Origin of the sequence: Chryseobacterium sp. ZHDP1, assembly GCF_018603435.1 — a bacterium.
Classification (GTDB): domain Bacteria; phylum Bacteroidota; class Bacteroidia; order Flavobacteriales; family Weeksellaceae; genus Chryseobacterium; species Chryseobacterium indicum.
Genome location: NZ_CP075682.1, coordinates 368,745 through 388,758, shown reverse-complemented (window position 1 = coordinate 388,758; position 20,014 = coordinate 368,745). Strand labels below are relative to the sequence as shown.

Below are 20,014 nucleotides of genomic sequence, written 5' to 3'. Positions count from 1 at the left end.
TTATCTTCTGTTTCGCGTTCCGGAACGAGGTAACGGCATACGGTCTGCTGCAACAGCAATCTCTTTAAATCCTACCTCTTCCAGATGTTCCATCATCATTCTTCCTTTTTCACTTCTTTCGGTAACCACCTGCGTTTTCTTTTCGATGTAGAAAACCGGAATTGTGGTTTCATCATCCTCTTCGTTTCCGCTGATCTCACTTACAGGAACATTTTCATATGTAAATATTTCGTTATTTCTTTCAGTTTCCACAAAGAATGGGAAACCTGCGCTGTGAGAATTTTTATCCCTGATAAATCCTAGCGCGTACCAGTACTGAACCATCTGCGTAAAACTGTTAATTCCGCGTGCGTAGTTCATCTGCTGTCCTGCCGGAACATTGGTAGCCGACTGACCTTCAGCGGTAAATTCACCTACCAAAACATCCCATGGGCTTTGAGGCGGCCACCAGTAAGAATAATACGTTGGAGGAAGCGGTGCAGGTGGAGAACCCGCTTTATTCACAGACGGATCTGTAAAGTTGATTAGCTGAATCGTACACTGGAAGAAATCCGCCTGCCAAGGACAAGCCATTCTTTTGGTAAGATCTCCCGGTTCGCAGCCTCCGCCTTCACATTCGTCACGAGACGGCGTTAAACCTTGTGCTGCATATTGCTGTTCGTTTCCGTACTGTAAAATTCTGTATGGATTTGCATAAATAATAGGATTCTGCAGATTCCAGGTTACTTCAATTCCCGGACACATCGGAAGTCCTACACAATTTCCTACACTTGCTGCATCCATAGCATTTACAGGATATTCTTCGTAATTCGGATCGCTTACAAAATTTCCGTCTGCCCACTGCTGCATCAGGAAAAGCTGTGTTTCATCCAGTGCCATGAATTTCATGATATTAATATTGCTCACCGAGTTGCTTCCTGAATTTAAAGGCATCATCGGGAAAATATCGGTTCCGTTTTCTTTCAGAAGCTGTTCCTGTGGTAAATAAGGCGGAACCGGCGGCTGAGCATCATTTTGTCTGAAGTATGAAAAATAATTCTGTCTGTTCTGGCGGTTGGCTTCAGAATTGTCTGTAAAATCAAAAATATTGCTGGTAAAAGCCATCATCGACTGTACATTCGCAACCCATTGGTATTTACTGATTCTGTTGATAATCGGTAAAATATCTCTCTGAAAATTTGCCTGAAAATCTGGATTATAATTTCCGTTGCTGTACATCTCAGGAACCAGATTGAAATTTCTTACCCCGACATCAAACATCGTGTCGCTTAAATTTGAAATATTCACAATTTCCGGAGCGAAATCCGGTGATCCGATAATCACCCACGCTGTAAGTGAAACCGAAGGCGTTCCGTCATTAAAATTTACCGTACAGTAAACCGGTCCGTCCGAAATATCGTCATGCCATGTACTGGAACCTCCATAACTTGTTAGGGGCAGATCTCCGCCCGCATGACCAAAACCTCCCAAAACAACCAGCCTTCCTGAATTATCTGTAAGAAGATCTCCCAACGTAACCACCGGAACTCCGTATGAAACTTCCTGTGGAGGATATTGTGCAGGATAGCCCGAAGGAACATTATCTTTATCAAATCCTATCGAACTCTGTTTTCCGGAAATGGTTCTTGGTCCCGGATCTACGATTAAAGTTTGTCTGTCATTCTGTGGCACATCGGGATTTCTGAAAGGAATTTTCTGATTCTGATAGCTGTTTTCCTGACCGTACAAAAGATTTCCCTGCAACTCACTGTACTGATACCACGCTGCTTTTTTGTTTGCTAAATGCACTGTCCATTCAATAGAAGCTACATTCGGAGTGTCTAAAGTGATTTCTTCTCCTGTGTCTGAAAGGATTTTAAACGGTTGTCCCTGTCTTTTAATAAGACCTGCAGCATCTTTAAAGGATGTAATAGGACCTAAGGAATTTCCGTTGTTGTCGGCATCAAAAGGCAGACCACCGATGGTGTCCGGAGACAGACAAATTGCAGTTGTGCTATTCCCTAATCGGGCAACACCTACTGATGGATGAATTGATAGATTCATGGTTTAATTATTTAGTTTTCCCTACTCTGTTATTGGCTTTTCGGTTCCGCCTTTTATAAATGGTTGTTCAGTTTTGTTTAAAATATCACTCCTAAAACGAGCAATTATTTCGATGATAAATTTAAAATATTTTTCTCATATATTGGTGAAATTATTATAAATAAATTGAAAACTTTAAATTAACAACAATCATAAACACTTTAATGTTATTAATTAAACGTTTAATAAACAAAAAAAACCTTCAGAGATAAAATATGAAGGCTTAAATTATTACAAATGAAAGTTTTAATTAATGTTTAAATAATCTTTAATTACTTTCAGAACTCCAAAATGATCATTAGAACCAGCTTCAAAGCTTGCCGCTTTTTTTACCAGAGGATGTGCATTCTGCATCGCATAAGAGTACTTTGAATTTTCAAGCATCTGAATATCATTCATATAATCTCCAAATGCCATGGTTTCCTGCGGAGTAATATTTAAAGTTTTCTGTAATTTTTCCAGCGCTACCCCTTTATTAATATTCCTGTTCATGATATCTAGCCAATACTGACCGGAAACCACCACTTCAAGATTATAATTTTCAAATTCTTTCAGCACAGGATAAACGTTTAATTCCGAACCGCCGGAATGATGCACCGCAACCTTAAAAATACTGTCGTCTATTTCCTGTGTAAGATCTTCCTTTCTTTCATTATCTGTATAAAACTGGGAAACATAATCTATAAAATCCTGATTATCGGTTTCAAAATATGCTTTTTTCTTGCCGGACAATACAGCTGTCGCGCCGGGAATCGTCCTGATTGCTGTGATAATTTCCTTAATATATTTTGGATCAAGCTGATCTGCAAAAAGCTCTTCATTTTTGTAAATGACATACCCTCCGTTTTCAGCGATGAAAGCCATTTCATTTTCTATCTCACCAAAATATTTGGTGATTCCAAACATCTGTCTTCCGCTTGCAGGAACAAATAAAATATTTCTCTTTTTCAGTTCTTCATATATTTTCGGAAATTCCGGACTTACTTCATGGGAAGAATTCAGGAACGTTCCGTCCATATCCGTTACAATCATTTTAATATCTTTCATAAAATATTTTATGTAATTCTAATTTATTTTACAAAGATATTGCTATTGTTTTAATTCGGAGGATCTCAATTTTAATAAATAGTTAAGAGAAAATGATATTAATAAAATATGACGGATAAAAACGACTATTTTAAAACAATTATCAAAACAAAACATTTACTTTTGAAAGATTCTAAATAAATAATATTTATTCTAATCAATGTGAAAAATATATAACTTTATAGACGGAAATTAGATAACCCAATTTACCCGATAAATAAAATTATCTAAGAATAAAAACTAAAACTTTAACCATAATTCAACGAGATGATTATCAACAAAATCCTCAACGTCGACGATTACTACTACGACGTGTTCATGGCGATTTCAGAATCCCTCACCGGATTTTCCGTGAACGAGCTGCAATCTACAGGTTCAGCCGAGATTTATTACAAGTACATTCTCAACCAGATTGAAACTGCTACTTTTATTGAATTTTTGAATATTTCTAAAAATGTTCTGGAAAATTCTGTAAGTCAGGATCAGCTGAAAAATGCGATCACCGCAGAAATTATTGCCAATCCTGCGACTCAGGAAATTGCTCAGAGCGTAATAACGCTTTGGTATATGGGAACCTGGGAAGGCGCATACGTGAATGACAGATCTTATAAAGAAGGTCTCGTATGGACGGTAATGCATGCGCATCCGCCGGGTGCAAAACAGCCGGGCTTTAAATCTTGGGAAACAAAACCTGTAAACAGCAACTCATGAATCAGACAGAAAAACCTCAGCAAAAAAAGGATGTAATCATCGTAGGAACAGGAATCGCCGGTTCTTTGATTGCCAAACTTTTAACAGATCATGTTTTTGATACCGATGCAAAAAAAATGATCCACCGTTCTGAAACGGACGACTCAAAAACGTATAAAGAGCTATCAATTTTAATGTATGAAGCGGGGCTTGAAGCCGGGATAGAACTCGATTCTGCCACTTCAATGGTTACTTACAACGATTATATCCGTAAGTTTTACATAGAAGAAGCCAAAGTTCCGAATTCACCGTATCCGAATCTGAAACAGGCTCCTTCTCCGAATGTTCTGGATATAGAGCCGATTGTTCCGCCGTTTCCCGATAAAAAAGGTTATCTGGTACAGTTTGGTCCGATGCCTTTTGCAAGTGATGCCATTCGTGTAGGAGGCGGAACCACACTTCACTGGCTCGGAACTACCCCAAGAATGCTTCCGAACGATTTCAGACTGAAGGAACAATATGGCAGAGCCATGGATTGGCCGATTGATTATGAGACGTTAAAGCCTTATTATGAAATGGCGGAATTTGAGATCGGTGTTTCCGGAAACGTTGCTGCGCAGGAATATCCTATTAAGGAAAGCATGGAAGAATATTACGGTAAAAATTATGTTTTTCCGATGGAAGAAATTCCGCAGAGTTATATGGATCATCAGATTATTAACGGATTGGCAGGAACTTCGGTTCAGCTTAACTTTGAAGAATATCCGATAATGCTTGTTCCGTCTCCGCAGGGAAGAAATTCTACCCCGAATATTGCTTACGGAACATCCAAAATAGTGAAAGCTGAAGCTTCTGAATCCGGATATACTTTAACTTTAAAGAATATTGAAAACGAAGAATACAAAGCTTTAGGAGCCGTATGGAATCCTTATATGGGAGAGCGTTGTGAAGGAAATGCATCCTGCGTTCCGATCTGTCCGGTTCAGGCCAAATACAACGCTCTGAAAACACTGAAAAAAGCTTTATATAAAGTTAATAAAAACCAGAATTTTCAGAGAAATCATAATATTCAGGTTCAGGCACAAAGTGTTGTGTACAAATTAAGTGTTGATGTAGCAGATCAGGAAAAAATCTCTAAAGTTCATATCAGAAGATATATTTCAAGAGAAAAAACAGAATTTGTAGAAGAGGTTATTGATACGAACGAAACAATCGTTATTCTTGCTGCCAATGCTTTTGAAAATCCGAAAATTCTTTTAAATTCTAAATACACTGTTTTCGAAAACGGACAAAATGTTGAAAAAACCGTTGCCAACAGAAGCGATCAGGTGGGAAGAAACCTGATGGATCACATGGTAATGCTTACTTGGGGATTATTTCCGGATCCTGTTTATTCTTACAGAGGTCCCGGTTCCACCACCAACATTTCGTCTTTCCGTGACGGAAATTTCAGGAGCGAGTTTTCTGCATGGATCTCACCTCTTGACAACTGGGGATGGAGCTGGCCGGCTTTTTCTCCGGGATCAGACCTTTCAGAATTTTTAAATGACGGACTTTTCGGAGAAGAACTGAAAGACGCATTAACCCACAGACTTTCCAGACAGGTACTTTTCCATTTTGAGATCGAGCAGCTTCCGAATCCTGATAACCGTGTAACTATTAACGACCAATATCTGGATGTATTGGGAATTCCGCGTCCTGTTATCAATTACGGGCTTACAGAATACGAAATGAGGGCAATGGAACAGGCAAAATTAGCTTCAGACCAAATGTTTGCAAGACTGGGGATTGAAGATTTCACTAAATACAATGCGACAGACAATAATACTTTTGTATATAATAATGTAAGATATTCTTATAACGGAGCCGGACATATTGTAGGAACCCACAGAATGGGCGACAATCCGGACGACTCTGTAACGAACAGCTATTGCAAATCGTGGGATCATCCGAATTTATACATTGTAGGAGCCGGAAATATGACGACTTTAGGAACTTCTAACCCTACCCTTACTTTATCCGCATTCACCATTCGTTCCGTAGAATCTATTCTGAAAGATCTGGAAAATATATTAAAATAGAAAACATGAGACAAAGACTAATCAATAAAACAGAACCTCAGGAAAACAGCAGCTTTCAAAGAAGTTCTTTAGATAAAAATACCATCGTAGACGAAGCCATTTCTTTGCAGTCGTTATTATTCGACAATACAAACAGCAAAGAAAACTGGATCGAAGGAATAAAATACCACAGTAAAAACGTAACCAATCTTTTACTTAATAACCAGATTGATGCGTTTAACGAATATCTGAGATCACAATTTGGCGGCGAAATTTCCGAAATTAATCCTATCGCAGATTTCTCCGGAGAAAAGGCTTTTCAGGTAAAAAAAGGATTGGAGAATCTGGATTACCGTCCGATTTTACAGGATTTGCTTCAGACTGCGATTTTAATTGAACATTCTACAATCCCTCCTTATTTAACAGCACTATATTCTATTAAAGACGGAACGAATATTCTTCCTTCACAGATCATCCGAAGTGTAGCGGTTGAAGAAATGCTTCATATGATTATGGTTTGCAACGTGATGAACGCAGTGAGTATTCAGCCTTCGGTAAACAGACCGCAGAATTATCCTAACTACCCGATGAAACTCCCAATGAATGTGGATTTCTACGTAGGTCTGGAAACGTTTTCATCCAACAGTATTGCAACCTTTATTGCCATCGAAAGCCCAAGTAATCCTTTGGTAAAAGCACCGAAGTACGATTACGATGCACAACCGGAAGCAATGTTTTCAAAAAGTGCTGTTCAGGAGGATAATTTCTGGACTCTGGAAAACATGAAAGATTTCATCATGAAAAATGTTCATACCATTGGAGAATATTATGATGTAGTGTTCTTTTATATTGTTGTTTTCCAAATCATTGCTTATTATAAAGCGAACGGAAGATTACCGCAGACTTTTGAAGAACTTAACAAAGGCGGAATTTTTACCGGAGATCCTGCAAAACAGATCCGTCCGGAACAATACTACGGAAGCGGCGGAAAACTCCATCCTGTTGATGCATTAGAAGGTGTTATACTTGTTTTTCAGGAAATTAAGGGACAAGGAGAAGGTGCGGATGATTCTATTTTTGATGTAGATCCTTCACAGTTTGAGGAAGGTGCAGAACTGGCTCATTATTTCAGATTTAAGGAAATTTTCCATGAACATTTTTATTTAGGCGGAGATTACAGACCGTTCACCGACGAAAACGGAATGATGCCTGTAACCACTCCACCGGTTGGAAAACCGCTTCCCGTGGACTGGAGTGCAGCTTATCCGATGAAACCGAATCCTAAAATGTCAGATTATCAGTCGAATCCTCAGTTATTCGAGCAGGGAAAACAATTTAATATTACGTATAAAAAGTTATTGGATGCAATTCAGGCTGCCGTAGAAGGACATTCTGAAGAACTGGCAAAATCCATCATGTATATGTATGCATTGAAAGAGCAGGCAATCGGATTGATGAGCCAGCCATTGACTTCCCAATACAATGCAGGACCAACTTTTGAGTATCCTTCTAACTAAAAAATAAAACTAAAGCCCGTTTTTTATAATGGGCTTTAGAATAAATTTAATAACCAATTTACCATGAGCAATCAATTACCGCCAATTCCCGAAGGATTCGGACTTCCCTTCTATTACGCAACACTTTATAATTTCGAAGTTGCTTTTCTTGTAGACCGGGAAAAAGTTTTAAAATATCTTGAAAACACAGGACTTAACGCTTCGGATTTTAACGGAAAAGCTATTGTAAGTTTTAATTTTCAGAACTACACAGGTCAGTTTCCAAACGGAGCAAGCACGACCCAGGAAATAGAATTGAATATTGTCTGCTATCCTGAATCTCAAAAAGACACCGTGGCTTTTGTTACTGCAGAAGAATATCTGAGAGGTGAAGAACAAACGAAATTAATGGGACACAAACGCGTTTATGTTCCCTGCGATGCCGACATGGCAATAAAGGCAGGAATAGAACTTTTCGGAGAGCCGAAATTCAAAACAACTTTCACTATTAATATTCCTTCCCTCAATGTTCCTGGACAAAATACATGGACAGTAACCTGCAATGACCCTGAAAACAGTGAAGAAACCATTTTCACCTGCAAGGCGGATGTCGCAGATCTCATTCCTGAAATGTCGGCTTTTTCGCCCATTACGGAATACGGGCAAAATGAAGGAAAACTGATTGGATGCCGATGGAATATTCTGCAGCCCACGAATTTATATTTCCTTAACGAAGATGAAAGCAGAAAAAGAGTAAGCATGGAATACGGAAACTCCGAACATCCGATGAAAAAAGATATGGAAATTCTTATTGGAGACACTCAGGCTTTCGCGGTAAGAACCAGCATGTCGGCTCCGGCAGCCATTCAGACAAGAGCATATTATATTTAATTGAACTAAAACTTAACCATAAAACCCATCATTATGAATTTAGAAAGTAAAGTAAGAGGCTTAACTTTGGGAGCACAGGTTCTCCCGTTACATAAAGTTGAATCATCAGATTTGGGAGCTCTGGCTCCTCTTGTCGGCGTTTGGGAAAACATCCAGATTCCTGGAAGCGAGGCTTCTTCGGGCTGGAACACGATTTCCGTACCGGGACAGGATACGGGCTTTGTTTTTGAGGTGATCCCTTACACAGAAACTTTAACCTTTAATCCGGTAGTCGTACAGGCAGGAAACAGAGGTCCTGTTGTAAAAGGACAGCAGGTAGAACAGCTAATTTTCGGATTATTGTATGAACAACAGATTGTAAGTGCATGCGAAACGAGTTTCTGTAACGACAGGGGTTTTCCTAAAGGTTCAACCATACACGTAGAAACAGGTTTGTTTTTAAACATTGGGCAGCCGAACGGAGGTTACACCATTGCAAGAATGTCGACGATTCCTCACGGTAATTCTTTATTAGCTTTAGGAAGTTCTTTTGATACAGAAAATCCGGGAACAAGCTTTTTTGACCCTGCTTCATCCATTCCTACGATGCTGAACGGAGGACCAATTACTCAGCTGGGATATTCGGATCCGATTATCGGAAATCCTCAGTTTGCAGAATTTAATCAGGTAAATCCAAACGCTTTTCTTCAGTCTACTCTGGAAAGTTTAGTAGGTTCTAAAGGAGGAGTAACCAATATGACAGTAATTGAGATGTCTACAAGCACTCCGGACGCGAATGGCGGAATTTTAAATATTCCTTTCATCCAGACGAATGTAAATGCGACCAAAATGGATGCAACTTTCTGGATTGAAGATATTACTGACAGTGACGGAAACGCGGATCAGATTCTTCAGTATTCGCAGACCATCAATCTTGTATTTCCGGCTACCGGTTCTGCACAGCCGATTAACTGGCCTCACGTAACAGTTAATACGATGAGAAAAAGACAGGAAACGCAGATGCAGTTCAAAAGTATGGACGAAAATGAAGCTTTTGATCCTACAGCAGGTCTTACTCCAAGCTAAATTTAAATTTTGCGATTTCATAAAAAACCTCCGGAGAAATCTGGAGGTTTATTTTACTTTATGACATTTTAGAGATTAAATCGTTAATCCATGGGTGTTCTTAACCTGAGCCATCACAAAAGTGCTGTGTGTGCTTCCGATAGACGGAACGGCACCGAGAATATTAAAAACAAAGTTCTGATATTGCTTCATATCTTTCACGTAGACTTTAAGCAGAAAATCAAAATCACCGGAAATACTGTAACATTCTGCCACTTCTTCGATTTCCATAATTTCTCTTTCAAATTCTACCGCCAGATAACTGTCGTTGCTTTTTAATTTCAACTGGCAATATACCGTAAATCCTAAATTGAGTTTTTCAGCATCCAGAATAGCTGCATATTTTTTTACATATCCTTCCTGTTCCAGTCGTTTTACACGTTCGAAAACCGGCGAAGGAGAAAGATTAACCTCTTTTGCCAGTTCTTTCACTGTTAATTTCGCATCACTTTGGAGTAATCTGAGCAGCTGCAAATCTTTATTATCGAGATGATCCATAGAATATTATTCTTTTATAGGTTATTATTATCCCAAATATAAAGAATTATATTCTACATTATTATAATTTTTAAGTTTATTTTACTTAATTATTTAATATTGATTATTGTTTTATTCTAAATACCTACTTTTACTAAAACCAAACACCAGTCATGCAGGTAATACTGTTTCAAGAAAAATCATACGACATACAAGTAAAAGGGAATATTTTATAGTGAGATCACTCTAATTGCGGGGTGGTCTCCTTTTTATATGCTTTTTTTTCCGATACATCCAATAAATATACATTTTATCTGGATATTATTATAAAAATATTTCAATTAAAAATATACGTTTTTAGTTAAAATAATCTTAGGGACTACAGTTGTACAATTCGTGCAACTGTTTTTGTTTTTAAAAAATCTGCACTGTAAATCTATCTCATATCCTGTTTTCGGAATTATTAAAATAATTACGATACACAATATATACTATCTTTTCTCTACTTAAAAGAATATTATTCTATGAATAATTAATTTTAATTAACATTAAAGTAATTTTCACTTTTTACTATTAAAATTAAAGATTAATTTACTTATTTATTCCAATATTATCAAAAACACATCTATAAGAGGTAAATTTATACGAAAATTATAATCTAATCACTATTTAATTATTTACAATAAATATTTTCATAATTAAATATAAAAAATCAATACACAAAAATGAAATGAAGTTATCTCTGTAATGATTATTCACAGATTATATAAACTTTTAGCGTATGAAAAAAAGCTATTCTTTTTTGTTATTTATTTTATTTTCATTTCCTAATCTATTTTTTTCCCAAACATATCAGCTAACAGGAAATCCCGTTAATACAACAGGATGGACAATGGTAGCGCCAACCTCTGTAAATACAGACTTTATCCAGCTGACTCCGGATGCTAATTACCAGTCAGGCTCAATCCGGCTGAATCAGCCCATTAATCTTAAGTATTGTGACAAATGGAGAATAGAATTTGATTTCAGAATGGATTCTAACCAAACGGCGAACGGAGACGGTATTGCTTTCTGGTATCTTGCCAATCCTCCGGTTGCCAGTGTATTAGGTTCAGGTCTTGGTGTTTCATTGAACGCAGTAGGATTTGTGGTAGGATTCGATACTTATAACAATACCACCACTGCTGTAATGAGTAAGGTTCACGTCGGTTACGGACAGATCGTTAACACAACAGACACCAACAATGTTGAGTTTTTTAATGTTCCCGGAAGTTCTTTTCACTCTCCGGATATGAATACCACGCTTCCGTTTCAGGGAACCACTTATAAACATGTAGAAGTAACAGCACAAGTAGATCCGGCTGCTCCGGCAAACTGGATCGTGAAAATAACCATCAACGGAAATTTAATCTGCAACCAGTCTTTTGCACCTTCCGGAACTGCTGCGGCAATGACGGTTGGATATTTTGGCTTTTCTGCTTCTACAGGCGGAAACAGATCCAGGCATTCCATTAAAAACGTAAAGGTTTTTGTAGACAAAATCCCTTTGCTGCAGGGAGCCATTACGAAAAATATATGTCCGGATCTTACCGGAATGGCAACCGTAGATTTAACTTCTTTAAATTCTCAGCTTACCATCAATCCGAATAACTATACTTTTGCCTATTATACCGGAGGTTCTCCCATCACCAATCCTGCCCAATTTCAATACAGTACAGACACCAATGTATCGGTAGTAATTAAAGATCCTTCACAGGTTCTTTGCGACAACAACGATGCTACAATTGCTTTAAAAGTTGCTCCTACCGTTACCACTACTGACGCTTCGCTTCGAACCTGCTTTCTGGAAAATAATCCGGCAACAGGATTATTCAACTTAACAACGGCTTCTGTCATCAGTACACCTGGGGTTATTAAAAATTATTATCCTTCTTTAACCGACGCTGAAAATCAGACCAATGAAATTTCAGATCCTGTAAATTATATTGCCCCTAATGGAGTTGTATTTATAAGAGTAACTAATTCTTTCGGCTGTTATGACATCGCAAAGGTGACTCTTGAAGTAATTCCACCAGTATTTTCTAATGTTCTGGAAGATAAAATCATCTGTATGGGAGATAAAACCACCCTGGATGCAGGGTCTGGATTCACCAGTTATTTATGGAGTACAGGTGCAACAACTCAGTCGATCAGTAATGTGGGCGTGGGAACATACTGGGTAAAACTTAAAACAGGACAATGCGTTGCTTTGCAGCAAGTAAAAGTATATGCATCGGAACAGCCTGTGATTTCCAGTATTGATATTAACAATAATGAAGTTACGGTTCATGCAATCGGCGGTACGATTCCTTATCAGTATTCATTGGACGGAATTAAATGGCAGGATTCTAATCAGTTTAAAAATATACCAAGAGGTGACATTAAAATTTTTGTAAAAGACGCCTACAACTGTGATCCTATTACCGTAAGTGTATTGGTCCCTAATCTAATCAATGTAATAACGCCGAATGGAGATGGTGTGAATGATTTTATTGATTATTCTGCACTCGCCGGAAAACAAAATCTTGTCTTTAATATATTCGACAGATATGGTGCACAGATTCATAAAGCGGACAAGTCTAATAAATATAAGTGGGACGGGACTATAAACGGAAGAAAAATATCTACCGGAAACTACTGGTATTCCGTATCATGGAATGAAAATGATAAGAAAAATACTCCTGTAAAATATTCGGGATGGATTCTTGTAAAAAACCGTGACTAAACAATTTCAAACAAATAATACCTTATAATTTTTTAGCATGAATTTAAAATTACTTTCAAGAGCGATGTATACGGGAGCTGTCTTGGCAGCTTCTACAGCAGCAGCTCAAAATTTTCAGCCAATGCTTATTTCATCGGGGCTTAATTCCGATGTTATTGCAAACGGAGTCGGATCTTCCGCAGTAACTACCTCAACCGATGTAGACGGCGTTTCATTCGCTTTTGTATCGAGAGATTTTCAGCTTACTTCTTCCAGTACTCCCCTTACTTACGGTTTACCAAATGACGGCATCGTTAACAGTGTAGTTTCCACAACTCCGGGATTATCTTATAAATTAGCCAGTTACAGTGCAAACAATTCTCTGAAATTGGCTAACCAGAACGATTCAGGAACAATAACTTTTTCAACACCGACAGCAGCATTTAAATTATATATGCTCGCAACCAGCGGAAGCGGTGCTTCTACCGTTACGGTAACCGTTAATTTTACAGACAATACTTCACAAACCTTTACAGGAGTTACCGTTTCAGACTGGTATAACGGAACCGGATTCGCAATACAGGGATTCGGAAGAATCAACAGAACAAACGACACTCTGGAATCAGGAAGCGGAACCAATCCGAGATTGTACCAGACATTGCTGACGTTAGATGCAGCCAATCAGACAAAACCCATCCAAAGCATTACGATTACCAAAACATCAACCGCACAGGGCTATACCAATGTTTTTGCATTTTCGGCAGATGCCTACTCCACTTGTGCGCCTCCGACACTGAATGCGACAGGAACACTTACAGCAAATTCCGCAGCAGTTTCATGGACACCTGCAACGGGAACTACCGCTACAACGTACGATATTTACTACAGTACAACCAATACAACACCGGCTTCGGGAGCAGCCGCCAATCTTACGGGAATTTCGGGAACCTCAACTACAATTCCGGGACTGAATCCCAATACCACCTATTATTATTGGGTAAGAGCAAACTGTAGCGGTGCGGCAAGTCAGAGCGCGTGGTCTTTTTCAGGCACATTCAAAACATTATGCGGAGCCATGACTTCCATGTTTGAAGATTTTGAATCCTATACAACAGGAAATATCGTACCGGATTGCTGGGCAAGAATTATTGATACCAGCGGAAGCCAGACGATCACCACTACAACGCCGGCTTCGGGCGTAAGAAATATTTATCAGTATAGCTCAACGACTCAAAATCCAACAACTGTTGTTCTTCCTCAGTTCAGCAATATCAATGCAGGAACACACTGGTTAAGATTAAAAGCAAGAGTAAGCACTGCGACAGGAACGCTGAATGTAGGATATGTAACTGATCCTGCAAACAGCTCAACATTTGTATTGTTACAGGCTTTAAGCATCAGCAATACCACTTATGGCTCAACAAGCGAATATTCTGTGATCGTTCCTTCCTCTGTTCCTTCCAATGCAAGATTGGCGATCAGAAATACGGCAGACGGAAAATCTTACTATTACGATGATGTATACTGGGAACCTCTTCCGTCATGTTTTGCTCCTTCTGCATTAACTTCGTCTAATGTTTTGGCAAACAGCACAGGGATTTCATGGACGGCTCCGGCTTCAGCTCCGGCAGCAGGATATGAATACTATTATTCTACAGGCAGCACGGCACCAACGGCAGCAACTACTGCATCGGGAACCAGTACAGCCACTTCAACAACCATCAACGGACTTTCTCCGGCTACAACTTACAACATCTGGATAAGATCTGCATGCAGCAGTTCAAATAAAAGTACCTGGTGGGGACCTATTTCGGTTACAACTGCATGTGCCACATTATCTGCGCCGTTTTCTCAGACTTTTGATAATGCAACAGTACCGAACTGCTGGACGAATACCAATCCGGGAAGTACAACAGCGAATCTTTTATGGAAATTTTCAGGAAGCGCCGATTATGGAGCCAACCTTGCCAATAATGGAAGAGCGGCAGGAACTTATGCGTGGGTAGACGCGAGTTCTCCGTACAGCGGAGCGGGAGCCAATACAGTACAACTGGTAACCCCTTCAATAAATTTAACAGGATTAACGTCTCCTTATATTTCTTTTGAATGGTTTAAAAATCACTCTACCTCTACAAGTACTACAGTAAGCCCTTCAACGTATGACAACAACAAACTTATCGTAGAAGTAAACAGCGGAAGCGGATGGGTTTCTTTGTGGAGCGACACTTCTAATTCCAACCAGTGGAGATCTGTAGGAATTCCTTTGCCATCCTCTTATAACGGCACCACTATTCAGGTGAGATTTACGGTAGATAAAAATGTAAATGGCAACGGTTATTTTTATGATGATGTATTGCTGGACAATGTTGAGGTAAAACAGAATCCTATTCTGGCAACAAGTGAAGTTTCAGCGGCTAAAAATGCAGTTCAAATATATCCGAATCCTTTCAAAGACACTGTAAGCATTTCAGATATTGAAAAAGTAAAATCTGTGAGCATCAGCGATGTTTCAGGAAGAATAATTAAAACTGTTGAAAATCCTTCAAAAGAAATTAATGTAAGCACATTAAATTCAGGATTATACCTGTTGATTATCCAATTGAAAGACGGTTCTAAGTATACCGTAAAAGCAATAAAAAATTAGGCAACTATACGCTGCTTCACACAAATAAGTTTAAACTCATTTTAAATTTAACCGCAAAAGAGACAGAAGACTCTATTAAAGTATTTCAAAAGTCTGTAAAGAAAAAAAATCTTTGACCTTAAACTTATGTGCTCTTTTTTCCATTTAAGTATTAAGCTTAAACAACTAAAGTGTTACCATCTTTTGCATCTTTTGCGGTAAAAAAAGTTTAGACAAGTTTAATATAAATACCAACGATGACAGTTGGTATTTATATTAATTTAAAATTTTACGAAATGAAAAATCAAAACAGAACTATTTTTAAAGAGAAGTTCGGTAAAGATGTTGAACAAATTATAAATATTTTAAAAGGAAGAGGATTTAAATTTAGGTTCAGAAGTCTCCTCGTCGGTTAACAATTTATGAAAGTCTTCAATTTTCATTTCAACGGATATTGTAGAACCATCTGTAAGTTTTACAGTAATATAGTTTGTTCTGCCACGAGATTCTTCGTGTACTGATGAAACACTGGCTGTATTAATGATGGCTTTTCCATTAAAGCCATCAAGCTCGATAAATTTAGTCATAATTTTATGTTTTTTTAATTATCAAATATACAAATAAACCATTTACATTTTGTATATCTAGAGAAATATTTATCGATCAAAAGGAAGCGTTAGTTTTAAATATGTTCGTATAAAGTAACTTATAATTAACAAAAATTAATTATTAATATTTACATTCGCAGAGGTATGTAAGAATGCATCTGCTTCCAGAACCTTCGGAATTTCCGGAGGTTTTATTTTGGTAATTCGGGTAAATCTATTTTTTCCGTTTTAGAGGATAACGTTTTTAAAAATGCTTCCAGCTGTGCAATTTCTTCATCCGATAGTTCAAGCATTCTCACCATACCCGATTTTTGAGAATGCAAAGTAATTCCTTCATACACGGTAGATCTTTTCTGTGAATATTCGGGATTTCCTTTGCTGTAAAATTCAATCACTTCTTTTAAACTTGTCATAGATCCGTTGTGCAAATAAGGCGAAGTTTTAGAAACCTCCCTTAAACCCGGAACCCGAAATTTTCCTGCATCATCTGCAATTTTTGTCACTGCATATCTGCCAAGATCCTCTCCTTTTTCGCCCAGTAAGGAGGTTCCCACGTTTTCAAAACGGTTATTTGAAAAATATCCGGAATTGTGGCAGTTGATACACTGCGCTTTTGTTCTGAAAAGATGAAGCCCCATCAATTCATCATTCGTATACACTTCCTGTTTTCCGTCGATAAATAAATCAAACTTACTCGAAGAACTTTTTACGGTTCTTTCAAACGTGGCAATAGCTTTGGAAATACGGTCTTTGGTAACGGTTTTATCGCCAAAAGCTTTTTCAAATAAAATCTCATAGCCTTTTATTTTTGCAATTTTTCCTGCTGCAATATCAATATGTTCACTCATTTCTCTCTGATCCTGAATCGGCATCTGCGACTGTTCTTCCAGAGATTTTGCTCTTCCGTCCCAAAATAGAGATTTTGCAAAAGCGGCATTCAGGATGGTCATTGCGTTTCGGGTTCCGAGCTGTCTGTCGTGTCCGAAAGAAAACGTTCTGCTGTCGCCCCATCCCAATTCCGGATCGTGGCATGAAGCACAGGCAATCTGGTTGGATTTTGAAAGTCTGGGATCGAAAAAAAGCGTTTTTCCCAACAGTTCTTTTTCGGAAGAATAGGGATTATCTTTTGGAAATTCCACGTCCGGTAAATGTCCGATTTCCACAAAAGTGGGCACAGATTCAGGATCAAGAACAGGTTTTGGCCATTGCGAAGAGTCCCCTGAAGAATACCGTTTTCTCAGGTTATCCAAATAAGCATTTTTCTGGTTGATTTCTTTTTGAACCTTACTGTTTAAGCAGTTGTTTAAAAGCGAAACCAAAAGAAATAAGATCAAAATCCAACTTAAACTATTCTTCACGATTATCCGGAGTTTTAGCAAAAATAGGATATTTAATTGTTTTTAGAGATGTTTAAGTAAAATGCCAGAAAACTCTGTGTAGAAATCATATTAGCAGGAAGTTCGGCGTTCCTTAGGAACGCTATCTTTATAAAATATATCCTATTACAGATATAAATCCTATGGATTGATTGATAGCCTTATTCTTATTTCTACACAGATTCTGCTTTTAAAGGAACAAAATATTTACTTTAACAACTTAAAAGTTTAAACCATTTTATTTAAATTTCGGAAAATTTCATGTTTTCTTACATGCTTTAAGCCAATAAAAATCTTTAAAAACCGTTTTCACTATGAACTTTTCACGAACATGATTAAAGTTCAGATTAAAGCCTTAATTTTATGCTCTCTTCACATATAGGAGATGTAATAATTTATATTTAGCGAATTATTCAAATAATAAACAAACTTACATGCAGACATTATCATTTAAAATTGCCACTACCGCAGCAGCAATTTGCTTCAGTACGGCAGTTTTTGCCCAGCAGAAATATTCTGTGAGCGGTACTGTAAAAGATAAGAAAAACGGAGAGCTTCTCATAGGCGTTACAGTGAAAGTTGCTGAAGATCCCACCATTGCTGTGGTTGCCAACGATTACGGCTTCTACTCTCTTTCTCTTCCCAAAGGAAATTATACTTTGATGATCTCTAATCCCGGTTTTAAGGATTTTACGAAAAGTATTACCGTAGAAGATAACATCAAGCAGGATCTCGAACTGAGTTCCGGAGAAGCGGAAGCTGAAGAAAGAACCGGGAAAATTGATGAAGTGGTAATTTCCGGAGTGAAAAAGGATAAGAACCTCACCTCTGCACAGATGGGAACCGAGACTCTTAGCATTAAAAATATTGAAAAGCTTCCGGTTCTGTTTGGAGAAAAAGATGTTCTGAAAACCATACAGCTCCTTCCGGGAATCAAAAGCAACGGCGAAGGAAACAGCGGATTCAGTGTAAGAGGCGGTGCAACAGATCAAAATCTGATCTTACTGGATGAAGCAGCCGTTTATAATGCGTCTCATTTGCTTGGATTTTTCAGTACTTTTAACAGTGATGCGCTGAAAGATGCAAGTATCATCAAAGGAAACAGTCCTGCCCAATACGGAGGAAGGCTTTCTTCGGTTCTGGATGTAAAAATGAAGGACGGAAACAACAAAGAATACAATGTAAACGGAGGATTGGGATTAATCAGCAGCCGACTGAGCGTGGAAGGTCCCATTCAGAAGGAAAAATCTTCTTTCATTGTGTCCGGAAGAAGAACGTATGCCGATCTTTTTCTAAAAGCAACAGACGATTTCAAAGACAGCAAACTGTATTTTTATGATCTGAATTTAAAGGCAAACTATCAGATCAATGAAAACAACAGATTGTATTTATCCGGTTATTTCGGGCGTGATGTTTTAGGCTTAGGCGATACGTTTTCAAGCGACTGGGGAAATACAACAGCTACCCTGCGCTGGAACAGCATTATCAGCAGCAAATTATTCTCCAATACTTCATTAATCTACAGCAACTACAATTATAATGTAAGCTTAAGCAGCAATAACAATACTTTCGGACTGAGCTCCAAGATTGAAGACTGGAACCTGAAACAGGATTTTTCATGGTTTGCGGGAAATAAACATTCGGTGAAGTTTGGGCTGCAGTCTATTTATCACACCATTACGCCAAGCAGTGCTTCCGGAACCAGTGTAAGCAGTTATCCGAGAAACCCGAGATATTCCTGGGACAATGCTCTGTATATTAATGATGATTTTAAAGCTGCCGAAAACCTGACGATCAACTACGGAGCCAGACTTTCTCTGTTCAGCGTTTTGGGAGGAGATGTATTTAACACGTATGATAACGGAGTTCTCACAGATTCTAAATTTGTGGAGAAAGGAAAATTCGGGAAAACATATGTGAATGTAGAACCGAGAATTACGGCAAACTACAGAATTAATGAAGTAAGCAGCATTAAAGGAGGATATTCCAGAAATACCCAGAATTTACACCTTTTAAGCAACAGTGGAAGCGGAAATCCTACCGATCAGTGGATTGGAAGCAGCTTTACGGTAAAACCTGAAATTGCAGATCAGGTAAGTTTAGGCTACAGCAGAAATTTCAGCAACAACAACTACGAAATCAATACTGAAATCTACTACAAGTCTCTTCAGAATCAGATTGATTATAAAAATGGAGCCCAGATTACTTTTGATACAGCGGCGGATGTAGAAAGCGAACTGCTGTTCGGGAAAGGAAGAGCTTACGGACTTGAAATTATCGCTAAAAAGAAGAGCGGAAGATTAACCGGATGGCTTTCCTACACCTTATCTAAAACGGAGAGAAAAATCGACGGAATCAATAATAACGAATGGTACAACGCAAGACAGGACAAAACGCACGATCTTTCAATTGTTGCCACTTATCAGCTGAATCCGAAATGGACTTTTTCAGGGCTTTTTGTGTACAGCACCGGAAATGCAGTCACGTTCCCAACCGGAAAGTATGAACTGAACGGACAGACGGTTTTCCAGTACAGCAGCAGAAATGCAGACAGAATGCCTGCTTACCACAGACTGGATTTTAATGCAACCTATGAACCTGTAAACAATAAACGCTTTAAAGGATCATGGTCTTTTGGAATTTATAATATTTACGGCAGAGAAAATGCTTACACCATCACTTTTGAAGACAATCCGGATAAGCCGGGAACAACACGTGCAATGCAGACTGCCCTGTTCAGATGGGTTCCAAACATTACGTATAATTTCAAATTTTAAT

At 38.2% G+C, this 20,014-nt stretch carries 13 protein-coding genes; 8 read left to right on the top strand and 5 right to left on the bottom strand.

All coding sequences use genetic code 11. From position 1 onward, the window contains the following. Together lodA and KKI44_RS01725 are read right to left on the bottom strand one after the other, a co-directional pair. Positions 1–2,043: a CTQ-dependent lysine 6-oxidase LodA gene (gene lodA / locus KKI44_RS01730; protein WP_214589572.1), complete on the bottom strand. Its 2,043-nt coding sequence runs from the start codon at positions 2,041–2,043 to the stop codon at positions 1–3. 285 nt (positions 2,044–2,328) lie between these two features. Then, a complete protein-coding gene (locus tag KKI44_RS01725) occupies positions 2,329–3,129 on the bottom strand; it encodes a Cof-type HAD-IIB family hydrolase (RefSeq protein ID WP_214589571.1) in 801 nt (266 codons plus the stop codon). 306 nt (positions 3,130–3,435) lie between these two features. On the opposite strand from KKI44_RS01725, the gene KKI44_RS01720 reads away from it, so the two are divergent. The 5 genes from KKI44_RS01720 to KKI44_RS01700 all read left to right on the top strand — a co-directional run bounded on the left by KKI44_RS01720 (position 3,436) and on the right by KKI44_RS01700 (position 9,370). Beyond that, positions 3,436–3,879 (top strand): sugar dehydrogenase complex small subunit, encoded by a 444-nt coding sequence (locus KKI44_RS01720; protein ID WP_214589570.1) that lies wholly within the window; start codon positions 3,436–3,438, stop codon positions 3,877–3,879. Further along, positions 3,876–5,939 carry a GMC oxidoreductase gene (locus KKI44_RS01715; RefSeq protein WP_214589569.1) on the top strand — a complete coding sequence of 688 codons (2,064 nt, stop codon included), beginning with the start codon at positions 3,876–3,878 and terminating at the stop codon, positions 5,937–5,939. The genes KKI44_RS01720 and KKI44_RS01715 overlap by 4 nt, the downstream gene beginning before the upstream one ends. Before the next feature lie 5 nt (positions 5,940–5,944). After that, positions 5,945–7,435 (top strand): ferritin-like domain-containing protein, encoded by a 1,491-nt coding sequence (locus KKI44_RS01710; protein ID WP_214589568.1) that lies wholly within the window; start codon positions 5,945–5,947, stop codon positions 7,433–7,435. Positions 7,436–7,498: 63 nt separating this feature from the next. Next, complete coding sequence (locus tag KKI44_RS01705) at positions 7,499–8,305, top strand: hypothetical protein (protein ID WP_214589567.1); 807 nt, start codon at positions 7,499–7,501, stop codon at positions 8,303–8,305. A gap of 33 nt (positions 8,306–8,338) precedes the next feature. Beyond that, on the top strand, positions 8,339–9,370 hold the full coding sequence (locus KKI44_RS01700; RefSeq protein ID WP_214589566.1) for a heme-binding protein: 1,032 nt from the start codon (positions 8,339–8,341) through the stop codon (positions 9,368–9,370). Between the two features lie 75 nt (positions 9,371–9,445). On the opposite strand, the gene KKI44_RS01695 is transcribed toward KKI44_RS01700, so the two are convergent. Beyond that, on the bottom strand, positions 9,446–9,907 hold the full coding sequence (locus tag KKI44_RS01695) for an Lrp/AsnC family transcriptional regulator (protein WP_214589565.1): 462 nt from the start codon (positions 9,905–9,907) through the stop codon (positions 9,446–9,448). Between the two features lie 760 nt (positions 9,908–10,667). Between KKI44_RS01695 and KKI44_RS01690 the strand changes: the two genes are divergently transcribed. Continuing rightward, on the top strand, positions 10,668–12,650 hold the full coding sequence (locus tag KKI44_RS01690; RefSeq protein ID WP_214589564.1) for a T9SS type B sorting domain-containing protein: 1,983 nt from the start codon (positions 10,668–10,670) through the stop codon (positions 12,648–12,650). A gap of 37 nt (positions 12,651–12,687) precedes the next feature. Then, complete coding sequence (locus KKI44_RS01685) at positions 12,688–15,273, top strand: fibronectin type III domain-containing protein (RefSeq protein ID WP_214589563.1); 2,586 nt, start codon at positions 12,688–12,690, stop codon at positions 15,271–15,273. A 344-nt stretch (positions 15,274–15,617) separates the two neighbouring features. Here KKI44_RS01685 and KKI44_RS01680 read toward each other — a convergent pair whose 3' ends face one another. Next, a complete protein-coding gene (locus tag KKI44_RS01680) occupies positions 15,618–15,839 on the bottom strand; it encodes a hypothetical protein (RefSeq protein WP_214589562.1) in 222 nt (73 codons plus the stop codon). Between the two features lie 212 nt (positions 15,840–16,051). Continuing rightward, on the bottom strand, positions 16,052–17,218 hold the full coding sequence (locus KKI44_RS01675; RefSeq protein WP_317195186.1) for a cytochrome-c peroxidase: 1,167 nt from the start codon (positions 17,216–17,218) through the stop codon (positions 16,052–16,054). A gap of 452 nt (positions 17,219–17,670) precedes the next feature. Here KKI44_RS01675 and KKI44_RS01670 point away from each other — a divergent pair, with 452 nt between their 5' ends. Further along, a complete protein-coding gene (locus tag KKI44_RS01670; RefSeq protein WP_214589561.1) occupies positions 17,671–20,013 on the top strand; it encodes a TonB-dependent receptor in 2,343 nt (780 codons plus the stop codon). Position 20,014: the final 1 nt, after the last annotated feature.